Here is a 12,840-nt window from a genome sequence, read left to right as displayed (position 1 = left end):
GAAAGAGCGGGCGGGGGGAGTTGCGTCGATCTGGCTCCCGTGCAGGTGCACGGGAGCGCGGAAGTCCCCCTCTGACGCGGAATGCGCGAGGGGGATTTCTGTTTGATGCGCAAGCGTGACCCCTGTTTCGAGGGCACGGACGCCCGGGATCGGGATGGCGCAGGATGCTGGCGATTCTCGGCCTGCCGTGGGGATTGCTTGACAGCAGCGGCGTGTTCGTCTATATTTGGAGCGCCGTTTTGAAAATGACTTTCAATATCCACGGCCAGAATCTCAGCCCGAGGATCCCTTGCTCAACACTCCGCGCTCCAGACCTCGTCTCCTTGCCCTTCTGACGGCCTTCATCTGGCTCATGGGTGCGTCGGCTCTTGCGCCCGTGCAAGCCGATCCTGGCGCGCCGGCTTCTCCGAAGGCCGCTCACGGGGCCTGCTCGGCAGGGGTGCCGGTCGTGCGGGGCAGGCTTGTGCCAGCCGAGTCCGGAAGCGGTTGCCGCTATGCCATTCAAGACGCCGCGGGGAAGCGTGTTCCCCTGATCGATGATCCGCAGGTCGATGCGGTCGCCCGGCAGAGCGGCGTCAAGACGGTCGAGCTCGTGGGCGAGACGGTGCCGTTTCAAGGGAGCAGCGCTCTCAAGGTCTCTTCTCTTCGCGTCTCTGAAGACGGCGGGGGAAAGCATTTTCCCTTGCGTGGAAGATGCGTTCACTGCGGTTGCCGCATGCAGATCGATTCGGCCCGCGAAGCACAGGAGCGGTGCGATCTCTGCAACTGCGGGAAGCCCAACTCGGAGTGCTTCAAGTGAGCGTGCAGCCTGTTTTTTTTGACCTTCAGATGACAATGGTTGTCAATTTCACTCAGTTTCAACTGTACCGGAGGAGTCTCCATGTCTTGTCTGCCCGCTGACGTTCGAAGACCTTGTGTCTTCATCTTGCGCTGCGCGCTGGTTGCTGTTGCCCTGCTGACCTGTGTCGTGCCCGCCCGGGCAGACAAGCGGGACTACCTGGAGACCTACCCGTACTGGACGCCGCGTCAGGGAGAGATCGAGTTCGAGGTCTACAACGGCTGGTATGACCGCGGCCTTCCTGAGCACCAGATCGAGGTCGAGTACGGGGTCACCGATCGCTTCACCACAGGGGTGTACGGGGTCTGGGGCAACGAGGGCGAGGGCGGCGGCACGCGCTTCAACGCAACCAAGCTCGAGCTGCGCTATCGTCTCGCACCGTACCGCACACTGCCGGTCGATCCCACGCTGTACGTGGAATACGAGAAAGCCACCATCGCGGGCGGGGCCGACCGCATCGAGGGCAAGCTCATCCTCTCGAAGGACATCGGTCTGCTCAACGTGACGACAAACCTGAACTGGGAGAAGAGCCTGCGCCCCGGAGAGCAGACCATGTTCGAGTACACCGTTGCCGCCAGCTATCCGGTCTCCCGCACCGTCACCCTCGGTCTCGAGATCAAGAACAACGAGGTCGAGCGGCTGCGAGAGCTCATCCCGGGCGTGTACTGGCAGCTGAGCCGCAGAACCCGCCTCAACATCGGGCCCGCGATTCCGCTGCGTGGCAGCGCGCCGGTGAACATTCGCAGCATCTTCTCGTGGGAGCTGTGAGCGCCGCACCCAGACCCTGGTCGTCGAATCTGGTGGAGATGGAACGGAGGCGATGGGTCGAGGGGTGGGGCAACCGCGCCTCTAGGGCTTTGCACCCTCGGACAGCGCGCTGACCTGCTGGACGCGCTGCACCAGCGCTCGGTCTCCGATCTCGTCTTCCCACGCCAGCATCGCCTTCAGGCCAACACCGTAGACCACGTCGGCCATGCGCTCGGTGATGTTGCGCGCAGACGCGTAGGCCCCCACGTTCTGCAGGTACTTGCACTGCACCCACATGGCAAATCCCTCGATGAGGGCCTGCTCCTGACGTCTCGGGCAGCGCTCGCTCTGCCAGGCATGGGTGTACTCGTGCGCCAGAATCCCGCCGGCCGTGTCGCGGCTCTCGCCTTTCAACACGTAGATGTGGTGGATTCCGTCTCTTCCCATGCGGTGCAGACCGATCTCGGCGCCCTTGTAGGGGCTGCTTGCCATGAGCGCGTCCATGGCGGGGCCGTCGGCCAGATGGAGCACCACGGGCTGGCTCAAGCCCAGCCCATACAGGGCCAGCAGCCGGGTGCGAACGTCGCTGAGCAGGGCCTGGCCCTCCGCGTCGCTGTCGACGTGCGCGTACGGGTCGGCGGAGTCGCCGCCCTGGGCCAGCGCGCCGCCGGCGAAGGTGAGCACGATCAGCAGGGTGAGCCAGATCTTCTTCATGCGAGCCCTCGCTTTCAGGAAGGGAATTCGGGGACGCCGAGGGTTTCCTTCTGCCCTTGGAGAGGTTCGAGGTGCAGCGCCTGCGCTCCAGCGGGTGCGCAACCTCGGGTGCGATTTGTCGGCGCCTGGGGACTCACATGCGCGGCAGGGTCTCGATGCCCAGCAGATCGAGTCCGCGCTCGAGCGTGCGGGCGGTGAGCCGGCACAGGGTGAGTCGCGAGAGTCGCTGAGGCCCCTCGGCGGAGACGACCGGGCACTGCTCGTAGAAGGTCGAGAATGCACTCGCCACCTCGAAGAGGTAGGTGGTGAGCACGTTGGGCCGATAGGTGGCGGCAGTGTCATCGAGGGCGTCGCCGAAGCGCAGCAGCGTCTTGGCAAGGGCCAGCTCGGCGGCCTCAGTGAGCTGCGCAGGGGCGTTCAGGGTGGTCACGTCGACGCCGGCCTTGTCGATGATGGAGCAGATGCGCACGTACGCGTACTGCATGTAGGGCGCCGTGTTGCCCTGCATGGCGAGCATCCGGTCCCAGGAGAAGGCGTAGTCGCTGGTGCGCGCCTGGGCCAGATCGGAGTACTTCACGGCGCCCAGCCCCACCACGCGCGCGACCTCGCGCTGACGCTCCGGGGGCAGGTCCGGGTTCTTCTCTGCCACGATGGCGCGGGCGCGCTCCTCAGCCTCATCGAGCAGGTCGGAGAGCTCGGGCGTGTCGCCTTCCCGGGTCTTGAACGGCTTGCCGTCCGGTCCCTGGATGGTGCCAAACCAGATGTGCTCGTAGCGGCTGTGGGTGTAGCCCCACTTGCGCGCAGTGGCGAACACCTGACGGAAGTGGTCTTGCTGGCGGCCGTCGACCACGTAGAGCATGTCGTCTGGCTTCCAGGTCTCATGGCGGTACTTGATGGCGGCCAGATCGCTGGTCGAGTAGAGAGCCGCGCCGTCTCGCTTGCGCACGATCATGGGCTTGTCGGCCAGGGCTGGCGGGTCGTCTGGCCCGTCGAAGAACACAACGGCCGCGCCCTGATCGACGCGCGCAATGCCTCTTTCGAGCAGCTCATCGACCACGGGGCCGAGCATGGTGTTGTAGTAGCTCTCGCCGTGCCACACGTCGAAGCGCACCCCGAGGCGCGCGTAGATCTCCTCGGCAACCTCGCGGCTGAGGGCGATGATCTCGCGCCAGATGCGCATCTGCTCCGGATCTTCGGCCTGCAGCTTCACCACCTCTTGCGTGGCGCGCTCGCGATACGATTCGTCGGTCTTGGCCCGCGCGTTCACCGCGCGGTAGATGCGCTTCAGCTCGCTCACCGGGTCGGCTTTCAGGGCGGCCTCGTCGGCCAGTTCCTTGTAGCCGAGCAGGATCATGCCGAACTGCGTGCCCCAGTCACCGATGTGATTGTCTGCAATGACCTGATGACCGAGGAAGCGCAGGGTGCGGGCCAGGGCGTCGCCGATGACCGTGCTGCGGATGTGGCCCACGTGCATGGGCTTGGCCACGTTGGGCGACGAGTAGTCGAGCACGATGGTGCGCGGGGGATCGACCGGCGAGACGCCGAGGCGCTCGTCGCCGGCGCGTGACCCAACACACGCTCCCACCCAGAATGGAGAGAGGCGCAGGTTGATGAAGCCAGGCCCCGCAATCTCGGGAGCGAGGCAGATGTCGTCGACGTTCAGGTGCTCGACAAGGCGGGCGGCGACGTCGCGAGGCTTGCTTCCCAGCTGCTTCGCAAGCCCCAGGGCCTGGTTGCACTGATAGTCTCCGTGCTCGGGCCGCGCCGCGGGCACGACCAGGTCGCGCGCAGGGGCCTCCACCTCGGGAAATGCGGCCGCGAACGCCACGGCAACTCGTTCGGCAAGAAGGTTCTTCGGTGTCTTCACGCGAGGGCTATACAGTGCCGGGCCGGAAACATCCTGTTAACATGGCCGTGCTAGACTGGGGTGACAGGGGTCGTTATAGACCAACACAAGAGTTGAAATCAACCACCAAGACGCACGGAGGGTCTACACGATGTTTGGAATGGGTAGCGTGATGTACGGAATGCCGCCGATGGCCTTCGGTGTGCCGATGATGGGCGCCGGAATGCCGATGATGGGCATGGGAATGGGCATGGGAATGCCCTACATGTACGGCATGGGCAATGTTGCCGGCGGAATGATGGGCGCCTCGATGGGCGGCTTCGCGGGCGGAATGGTCGGCGGTGGCCTCGGAATGGGCCTCGGCGGAATGCTGGGCGGCGCCCTGGGTGGTCCCGCTGGAATGGGCATCGGCTCGATGCTCGGCGGATTCACGGGCGGAATGATCGGTTCCGGCGTGGGCAGCCAGATCGGCTGGAACATGGGATACAACTCGCCCTTCTATGGCGGTTTCGGCTGGTAGGCCCTCGCGGTCGCACTACCTGAGCAGAGCGGCGCCTTCGCGGGCGCCGTTTGCGTTCCGTCGGAACGTGCGCACGAGGTGCTGCGCGTTGCGGGGGCGCGGAGAGACGGCTGCGCAGGCGCGCAGACGCACAGGCGCACAGGGGTCTGGACGTGGTGAGCGATCAGGGATGCTGATCCTGCAGAGACACGGAGCGCGCGGAGACGCGAAGCCTGCAGAGACGCGAAGCGCGCTTCGACGCGGGGATCAGTTGAGGAGGCGCCAGGCCTTCGGGCCGTGCAGATGGGCGTTGAGCCCCGGGCCAGCGCTGCTCACCTTGGCGGCTTCCTCCCACCCGATGCGACCCGCGAGGAACAGCCCCGACGCGACCACGGCGGGCAACCCTCCGCCAAGAGAGGCCGCGCAGACGGAGGCTCCGAGACCGACGGTCAGGAGCCCGGAAACGGTCTTCCCAAGCTGGCCATCGCGCACGCCCGTGTAGACGCGACGCGCGCCCAGTGCGACCTCGAGCGTGCCGTGGGCGACGCCGAGGGGGGCAAGCCAGGGGTGGATGTCGTGGGCCAGGGAGTGCAGCGCGCTCGACTCTCGCGCACCGCTCAGGGCGATCATCTCGAGGCCGCTCTTGGCACCCACGAGAATGCCGCCGGCTCCCTCGACAACCTCTTCGCCAGACTTGTCACGTATGCCGTTGACCAGCTGGGAGGCGCCCAGGCTCGTCATGCCCACGCTCACGATGCCAGCGCCCACGGCTCCGCCGACCGCCAGCCCGGCGACCACGTGGGCAGCCTCGAGGGCTTCCACCACGACGTGGGTGCTGTTGAGCACATAGTGGGCGATGCGCTTCCAGAGCGGCTCGCGGTGGGCGCGGACACGGCCCTTCCCTGAGGTCTTCCCTGAGGAGGGAGAGGGGGAGGTCTCGCCGTGTTCGGCTCGTGCGGCGGGCTTCCTGGCTGTCGCCGTCGAGGCCGTCGTCTTCGTCACCGTCGCGGTTTCGCGCGCAGGTGTGAGCGGGGTGCTACCGCCTGCGTGCGTCAGGCCCTGGAGGCCGCTCGCCTGGACTGCTGGCCATCGGGGGCTGGCCAGTGTTCGTGAAATCATCATCACACTGTGATTCTAAGATGGGGCGCAATGCGCATGCAACATCGTTGTGAGATGTTCACATCGCGGATCGGTGTGGAATGGCGCAGCGCTACGGCTTTGCCTTCAGATCGGCCTGGCTCAGCGCTGCGGCTTCGCCAGTTCGCTAAAGGCCGCGAGGGTGTCTCCGCCCGTCAGCGCCGCCTCCAGACCGTGCTCGAGCGTGGCTGTGTTGCCGTCGTGGAGGTAGGCGCGCATGCGCTGCAGGCCCTCGTCGAACTGGGCGAACGCGGTCTGCATGGCCTCACCTGCCTGGGCTGCAGCCTCGCGCTCTTCATCGCTGGAATTGGGCGGCACCTGCAGCGCAGCGAAGCCTTGGCGCGCTTTGTCGAGCCGATCTTGCGCCTCATCGAGCACCCGCGCGAACGCGGAGGCGTCGATTCGGCCCTCACGCACGGCATGCGCCGCGTCCTCGAGCTTCACCGAGAGCTCGGTGCGGGCGTGACCTCGGGTGCGGGCCTGCCCTTCCTCGAGTGTCACGTCGACGGCAGCGAGGTCGTCATCGCTCACCGGCATCGGAGGCAACATGGCCTGGCATTTGACGCAGTGGCGCACCGTGCGCGGGTTGTCGGCCCCGCAGCGGAAGCAGGGGCGATGGCGGGCCGCTTCCTCGGCGCTCTTGAAGTCGTCTTGGATGGCAGTGAGAGCATCGGCCGCGGCACATGCCGCCCGCAGGGTCTGGGGAATGGCGGCCAGCGCACTGGCAGAGAGCTGGCGCTGCGCCTCGACCAGGCTGCGATCGATGATCTGGGCGTGCTGCATGATCTCGTCGCGTCGCTGCCCGTACTGCGCCGCCTCGCTGCCGGGACGCACCACCTTGTCGAGCTCGGCGGTCACGCGACGGTGGTGGATGAGCAGCTCGCTCAAGCCCTGTTGCAATGCCTCGGGGGCGATGGTTCGTCGCGAGGCCCCAACGGCCAGCCGCATCAAGATGTTCAAGTAGGGGCTGCGACTGTAGGTGGGCTGCCCCGTCTCCTCGGCCTTCAGCGCGTCCATGGCTTCGGTGAACGTGTTGAACCACATCTGCAGCGCGTCGGCGCCGCTGTCGAACCGCTCGGCCCGAATCGAGGCCAGCGCCTCGCGCATGCGCGTCAGCGCCGATTCGACCCGAGGCTTCTGGATCTTCAGAACGTCGGTGCGCTCACGAAATCGCACCTGCCCCTCGAACACGCGCTGAACCTGTGTGAGCATCTGCTCGGCTTGTTCGAGAGCGGTTTTCAGCTCCGGCGCGGTGCGTCCGGCGGCACGAGCGCGAGCACCCTCGAGGACGGCATTGATCTGGGGGGAACGGGTCATTGGGCCTCCAGCCTTCCGAGCGCCTGAAAGGCCTCGAGATCGTGCATGCGATCGACCAGTGCCCGCGGAATTCGCGCTTCAGGCGCGCGCCCCTCCAACCCGAACCATCGGTACGCCGCGACCCGAATGGCCTCATCGCCGCGCCAGTCGACCCGCAGGACGCCCACGAGCGGTTCCAGGTCGTCGCAGGTTCCACGTATGCGCCGCAGGGCGAGCTCGAGCGTGGGACACGTCAATGTGGCGAGAACCAGCTGTCGACGCCCCAGACGCATGGCCGTGGCGATCTTCTCGGTCTCGTCGATCTCGTCGATGGCCACGACCTCAGCCTCGTTCGATTGCACAGCTCCCAGGTGTGGCAGCGGCAGCTCCTCGGCCTCACTCATCACCGCCACTGCGCGCTGCGTGGGCATGCATGCCACGAGGTGATGCAGCGCACTGGTCTTGCCGCTGCTGGTTGGACCGGCCACGAAGATGACGCCATCGCGCTCTTCAAGCACGCGAAGCACCTCGAGCGCTCCGAAGCGTCCCGCGCGGAACTGCTCGAGTGCCTGCCGCAGCAGATCACGCGATTGAAGTCGCAGCCGCACCACCGGACCGTTGGGCGTTGGAGTGCAGATCACCCGGACCCGCATGTCGACATCGCGGACCTTCAGCTCGAACGACGCCAGCGAGGCGTCGAGGCCCGGCGAGCCAGCCCCGAGCAGGGCCGGCTGGCCCGTGCGCAACCCGAGCTGGGTCGACAGCGATCGCAGCAACCCCGGTTCCACCACCCGCGACATGATCGTGACGGAGGCCGCCCGCACGATGAGCTTCCCCAGATGCGGCGCGGGTGACAGCAGCACATCGGTGGCCCCGGCCAGTGCCGCGGTCTGCAGGAGCTCGTCGAGATCGACCGGCTTGCTCTCGAGGTTCATGCGTGGGCCTTTCTCCGACGCTGCAGCGTCATGAACGTCTCGAGCTGCCCGCGGAGACGGTCGGGCACGCGTTCCTCGATCTCGCGCAGAATCAGCAGCGCGTTCTCGTTCTCTCGCGAGCCCATCGTGATGAGCGTGGTGAGTGCGGTCTTCGGGATGTCGATGGACAGGCTGCCGCGAACCTCTACCGGCTCCTGCGGGGCGAGCCACGCGAGCAGCCCCAGAAGTCGAAGCACGTCTTCCCGCCGCTCGAGCGCCAGGTTCGCGGGCGCGTGACGGTGCACCTCGAGCGCGCGCAGCCCCACGCGCACCACGGCTTCCACCGTGTGCTCGGTCTCGCGCTGGGCCAGCAGATCGGTCATGATCTTCCACAGCGGCGTGTCGCGGTGCAGGTACAGGTTCTCCCCCCGCTCGTGGGCGTCGAGCCAGTCCTCGGTGAAGCCGGCCAGACGGGCCGTGATCATGCGATGCAGGTTCTCGCTCACGGCCGGGTGGGCGGCGATCTTCCCCAGGATGGTGAGCGCGAGATCGCGCTCCTCCTTGCTCCAGGCCTCAGGCAGGCGAACACCATACCCCTCGGTGTCATCGCGCAGCGCCTCGCTGAGCACGCTCTCCAGGCTCGTCTCCCGGCTCTTGCGCAGCACCATGCGTGCAAGGGTAACGGTCAGCGCGTCGACCCGCAACGGAGGTTCCGCCCGTCCCACCAGCGTGTCGATGCCCATCAGGGCTGCCACGAGGAGCTCTCGGGGCAGCGCCTCCGCCGCCACGATCTGCTCGAGACGGGTCTCGACCTGCTCGCGGAGCGCGGGCGGGCAGGTGACGCTCTCGTAGAGCTCGAGCACGCCCCGTACCCTCGCTTGCGGCCACGTTACGCCCGTGGTGACGTCATCTGGGAGAAGGTGGGTGATCAGGCCTTGCAGCGTCTCCTCAGACAGTCCGGGAATGCGCCCGAGCAAGCCCATGCCGGTCAGCGTCAGGGGAAGCTGCGTGCGCCGCAGGAACGGCCAGCCCTTCGCCACCTCTCCCATCTCCGCGAGCCACGGTGCGGGAGGCTGGCGCGACGCCACGTAGGCGAACACGCGGAAGCGGTGGGGGGCAGCGCGGGAGTCGAGGGCGGCTTCCTCACGGGAACGCTCGAATGCGGCTTCCACCGACGACCGCCCCAGGCGCGCGAGGAACTCGAGCACCAGCAGGTCGTCCGGGTCCTCGAGGTGCAGCACCTCATCGAGCAGCGTGGTCACCACCATGTCTCGCAGCGTCTCGTCATCCGCCAGACACATTTGGAGCTCGGGCAGGGCAAGCAGATCTACACGGCCCGCTGTGAGGTCGCGCGCGCGGATCATCGCCAGCAGCGCGGTTCGGTTTCGCGCCGCCATCTCGCTTGCAAGGAACGTGGCCAGCACCGTCTTCGGTGGGTGGGTGTGGCCTCCGCTCAGATAGCTGGTCCAGAGGTCGACGACGTAGCTTCGCACCATCGGGCTGCTGATGGTCTGCGCTGTCTCGGTCAGGCGGGCGAGGGGCTCGGCTCCCAGATGGGTGAACGTGATCTTGAGGCGCTCGGCCAGGGCCACGTCGCTGCCGTGGCGCACGAACAGATCGACCAGGGCGTCGACCAGGCGGGCGCGCTCTCGCTCCGCAAGCGGCATGCGGGCGAGCACATTGCCGTACCAGGCCTGCATGTGCAGATCGACTGTGGCGCCCAGGCGGCCCAGCAGAACATCGGCAAGGTCTGGCCAGCGCGCGTGAACGGCGAGGAGGAAGCGGGACAGCGCGTACCGCTCTGAGGCCTCGAGCTCGGTGAGCTGATCGAGCAGGGCGTCGGTGAAGGGCTCGAGCAGCGCGCCATCGCTCTCGACGAGCTGGGGCGCGTTTACAAGGTCTGCAATGATCTGGCGCAACGGTCGTGGCTCGTTCAGCAGCGGCGTCAGTGCGGGCAGCGTCAGGGCGGAGAGGGGGGCTCCAGCCGGCCGATGCATGAGCACGTGCACACCGTCGCGAACGCGCGCCTCGTCATCGCCGTGCAGGTCTTCGATGGCGCGTCCGGTCTCGCGATCGAGGTGGGCCTTCACCAGTGCCCCCACTTCGACCGCGAGCACGCGCTTGCGTCGACGCAGCGCACCGACCAGCAAGGGAACGGGATCCACGCTGCTCGCCAAGGCGGCGCGAAAGACCCGCCGCAGCGATTCCACGAGCTCTGTCGGGTCCTCGGCATCGAAGAGGGTGCGCGCCGCGTCGCGCAGGCGGTCGTCGCTCCAGGGGGTATCATCGTCGCTCGTGCGGGTCGCCGTGAGGCCGTGGGACGCGCCCACGAGGGCCGGCGCCAGTGCGGGGCGATCGGTCGTGACGAGGGGGGCGCCGTGAGGAGCGGGCGCGGGTGGCGCGGGATCTGGCTTTGCACTGTCGAGCGGGCGCTGGGAATGGGTCATCGACGGAGGGGGGGCGTCTGTCTCATCTGGCGTCACCAGCTTCAAGAGGCCATCTTCGTCCACGGCGCAGCCCCACGGGTCGATGAGGGGGGTTGCCTCGGAGATCGACGTGCACCGGGTCCAGGCCTCCTGGAGAAGGGCGCCTTCCAGCTCTGAAGCGGGAGGGGCCATCTCGATGAGCGCGAGGGAGAGCTGGATGCGGTTGCGCGCCAGGGCGACGATGCGCGCACCCAGGCGCTGGCTCACCCGGATGTCATACTCGGCGCGCAGGGTCTGCACGCAGGCCGGCCCGCTGGCCAGGCCTCCCGGATCAAACGTTTCGGGCATCGCGGGCCATCTCGGCGAGCTTCTGATCGGCGCGTCGCAGGCGTGTCGACAGCACCTTGAAGATCTCGAAGGCGATCTCGGGCTTCTGATGCACGATGTCGCGAAGCTTCTCTCCGCTGATGGAGAGCAGGCGCGAATCTTCGTCGACCACGATGGTGGCGCTGCGCGGCTCATTGTCGAGCACCGACATCTCGCCGAAGTAGTCGGTCTCCTTGAGGGTGGCGAGGGTGACCTCGCCCGCAGTGCGATGCCCCTTCACCACGCTGACCTTGCCTTCCGCGATGATGTAGAGCTTGTCGCCGATCTCGCTCTCCTTGAAGATGACCTCGCCCCGGTAGTAGTTCACCTCGTTGACGATGCGGCTGATGACCTCGATCTGCTCGAGCGACATCTGACCGAAGAGCGGGACCTTCTTCAGGAACAGAAGGTGCTTCATGACGGCGTACTCTTCCGTCTTGAGATACTCCCTTCCTCCGCTTCCAGGCTCGGTCTGCTCGGCCAGGATCGCGCTGGCCACGCGGATCCAGCGATCGGGGTGGCAGAGCAGCCCGTCAGAGATCCGCTCCCACGGCGGCGCCGCGGCGAGATGTCGGTAGCCTAGTGACACGGTCAGGCGCTCTTCAGGGGATCCATCGTCGAGCAGCAGCAGCAACCCCCGGGCCACGGCCTGCTCGCGCAGATTCGACAGGGCCTCCATGGCATCGCCCCTGGCCTGGCGCAGGCTGGTCTCGAGACAGCGGCGGATGTTGCGGATGACCGTGGGGTCTTCGAGGGATTCGAGACCTTCGAGCACGTGCTGCACCACGCGCCCCACGAAATCGCGCAGGGCCAGGATGGCCAGGGGCTCGGTGGTCACCCTGGCGCTCTCCAGGCCCAAGGCGTCCATCGGATCGAGGCGGGTGGTGACGGCGCGCATCACGGCCGGCATGACGCATTCAGCGATCACGGCGTCGTGGGCCAGATCGAGGCGATGCAGCAGCCAGGTGCGCATCTTGTCGCGGACCTCCTTGGAGGGGAGCCCGCCGAGAAGTGCCAGGGTCGCGTCGACCGTATGCGTCGACGGCGCGTCGAGGAACGGTTCCACGTGCGGCACGACCTGGTCGCCCCAGCGACGCAGGGTCTCGACCGCGGCCCTGCGCACCACGATGGCGTCATCGTGCAGGCGGGCGGCCAGATCGCCGAGCAGCGCCTTCTTGCCCGAGCGGCTCAGGAACCGCACCATGGCGGCTCGAACCTCCTCGTTGCGGTCGGTGAGCAGGGGCTGCACGCGTTCTGTCACCTCGTCCGCGGTGGGATCAAGACGAAGGATCTGCTCGATCACCGCCTGCCGGACGTCGGCGTCCTCGTCGTGCACGTGGGCCAGGATGAGGTTGCGGCACGCGGCTTGATCGACGGGCAGGCGGCGCAGGATGGCGGTTCGCACCTCGGCCTGCCCATCGCTGAGCATGCTGTCGATGACCTCCCACACGCCGAGCTCGTCGGCGCGCTGGGCATCGCTCACCAGGAGGGTGGCCGCGGCCGCCCGTACCTCGGGCGCGCCATCGGCGAGATAGCGCTCCGCAGAGAGGGGGCGACGCCGGACCGACAGGGCTTCGAGGGCGCGGGCTCTCGCTTCGGGATGGGCCGCGACCTCCTCCACGACCGTGTTCAGCGCGGCCTCCAGACGCTGCTCGAGCGTATCGTCGAGACGGGGACGGCCACTCTTCAGCGCGCGTCCGGAGAGCACGTTGATGGCGGCGATCTGCACTTCCGGATTGGTGTGCGACACCTTCCCCACCACCGGTTCAAGGGCGCCTCGTGAGGCAAGGACCCCCAGGATGCGGGTCACGATGGCCACGCTGCCGGGGTCGTCGGCGTCCTCGATCTGGGGGAGCATCTCGTGGAGCTCGTCGTCCTTCACCTTGTCGAGCTCGAGATTGACGTCTTCGAAGTCGAGACGGTAGTCTTTCAGGCCGTGCACCAGCGTGTTCAGGTACTGATGGCGGATGGCCAGGGCGATGAACAGGAAGACCAGGGACGCCCCCACGCCCAGCCACATCACCACGCCGGGGAGGCGCTCGGGCGACAGGAATCGG

The 12,840-nt window shown here is 67.1% G+C and carries 10 protein-coding genes; 3 read left to right on the top strand and 7 right to left on the bottom strand.

Going from position 1 to position 12,840, the window contains the following annotated elements; genetic code table 11:
* Positions 1-289 precede the first annotated feature (289 nt).
* Both EB084_09740 and EB084_09735 read left to right on the top strand, forming a co-directional pair.
* Positions 290-799, top strand: coding sequence for a hypothetical protein (locus EB084_09740; protein NDD28531.1), 510 nt, complete (start codon positions 290-292; stop codon positions 797-799).
* 81 nt (positions 800-880) lie between these two features.
* Positions 881-1,606 carry a hypothetical protein gene (locus tag EB084_09735; GenBank protein NDD28530.1) on the top strand — a complete coding sequence of 242 codons (726 nt, stop codon included), beginning with the start codon at positions 881-883 and terminating at the stop codon, positions 1,604-1,606.
* 81 nt (positions 1,607-1,687) lie between these two features.
* On the opposite strand, the gene EB084_09730 is transcribed toward EB084_09735, so the two are convergent.
* Both EB084_09730 and EB084_09725 read right to left on the bottom strand, forming a co-directional pair.
* Complete coding sequence (locus EB084_09730; GenBank protein ID NDD28529.1) at positions 1,688-2,299, bottom strand: hypothetical protein; 612 nt, start codon at positions 2,297-2,299, stop codon at positions 1,688-1,690.
* 133 nt (positions 2,300-2,432) lie between these two features.
* Positions 2,433-4,166 (bottom strand): arginine--tRNA ligase, encoded by a 1,734-nt coding sequence (locus EB084_09725; protein NDD28528.1) that lies wholly within the window; start codon positions 4,164-4,166, stop codon positions 2,433-2,435.
* Positions 4,167-4,296: 130 nt separating this feature from the next.
* Here EB084_09725 and EB084_09720 point away from each other — a divergent pair, with 130 nt between their 5' ends.
* Positions 4,297-4,665 (top strand): hypothetical protein, encoded by a 369-nt coding sequence (locus EB084_09720; GenBank protein ID NDD28527.1) that lies wholly within the window; start codon positions 4,297-4,299, stop codon positions 4,663-4,665.
* A gap of 246 nt (positions 4,666-4,911) precedes the next feature.
* Here the strand turns inward: EB084_09720 and EB084_09715 are convergent, their stop codons facing one another.
* The 5 genes from EB084_09715 to EB084_09695 form a co-directional block, all read right to left on the bottom strand.
* A complete protein-coding gene (locus tag EB084_09715; protein ID NDD28526.1) occupies positions 4,912-5,646 on the bottom strand; it encodes a hypothetical protein in 735 nt (244 codons plus the stop codon).
* 237 nt (positions 5,647-5,883) lie between these two features.
* The gene (locus EB084_09710; protein NDD28525.1) at positions 5,884-7,098 is read right to left on the bottom strand and encodes a hypothetical protein; all 1,215 of its coding nucleotides are present in this window, start codon (positions 7,096-7,098) and stop codon (positions 5,884-5,886) included.
* On the bottom strand, positions 7,095-8,012 hold the full coding sequence (locus EB084_09705) for a hypothetical protein (GenBank protein NDD28524.1): 918 nt from the start codon (positions 8,010-8,012) through the stop codon (positions 7,095-7,097). Before EB084_09705 ends, EB084_09710 begins: the two co-directional genes overlap by 4 nt.
* On the bottom strand, positions 8,009-10,765 hold the full coding sequence (locus EB084_09700; GenBank protein ID NDD28523.1) for a hypothetical protein: 2,757 nt from the start codon (positions 10,763-10,765) through the stop codon (positions 8,009-8,011). Before EB084_09700 ends, EB084_09705 begins: the two co-directional genes overlap by 4 nt.
* On the bottom strand, positions 10,749-12,840 hold a 2,092-nt coding region (locus EB084_09695; protein ID NDD28522.1), incomplete at its 5' end, for a hypothetical protein. The genes EB084_09695 and EB084_09700, both read right to left, overlap by 17 nt.

The organism is Pseudomonadota bacterium, assembly GCA_010028905.1.
Lineage (GTDB): Bacteria > Vulcanimicrobiota > Xenobia > RGZZ01 > RGZZ01 > RGZZ01.
The sequence above is the reverse complement of the archived record's forward strand: the minus strand, read 5'-3'. Positions and strand labels throughout refer to the sequence as shown.

Bases quoted from the DNA above. Each gene is read 5' to 3' on its own strand.
- EB084_09700 (NDD28523.1), bottom strand. From the start codon at position 10,765: ATGCCCGAAACGTTTGATCCGGGAGGCCTGGCCAGCGGGCCGGCCTGC.
- EB084_09710 (NDD28525.1), bottom strand. From the start codon at position 7,098: ATGACCCGTTCCCCCCAGATCAATGCCGTCCTCGAGGGTGCTCGCGCT.
- EB084_09705 (NDD28524.1), bottom strand. From the start codon at position 8,012: ATGAACCTCGAGAGCAAGCCGGTCGATCTCGACGAGCTCCTGCAGACC.
- EB084_09730 (NDD28529.1), bottom strand. From the start codon at position 2,299: ATGAAGAAGATCTGGCTCACCCTGCTGATCGTGCTCACCTTCGCCGGC.
- EB084_09720 (NDD28527.1), top strand. From the start codon at position 4,297: ATGTTTGGAATGGGTAGCGTGATGTACGGAATGCCGCCGATGGCCTTC.
- EB084_09735 (NDD28530.1), top strand. From the start codon at position 881: ATGTCTTGTCTGCCCGCTGACGTTCGAAGACCTTGTGTCTTCATCTTG.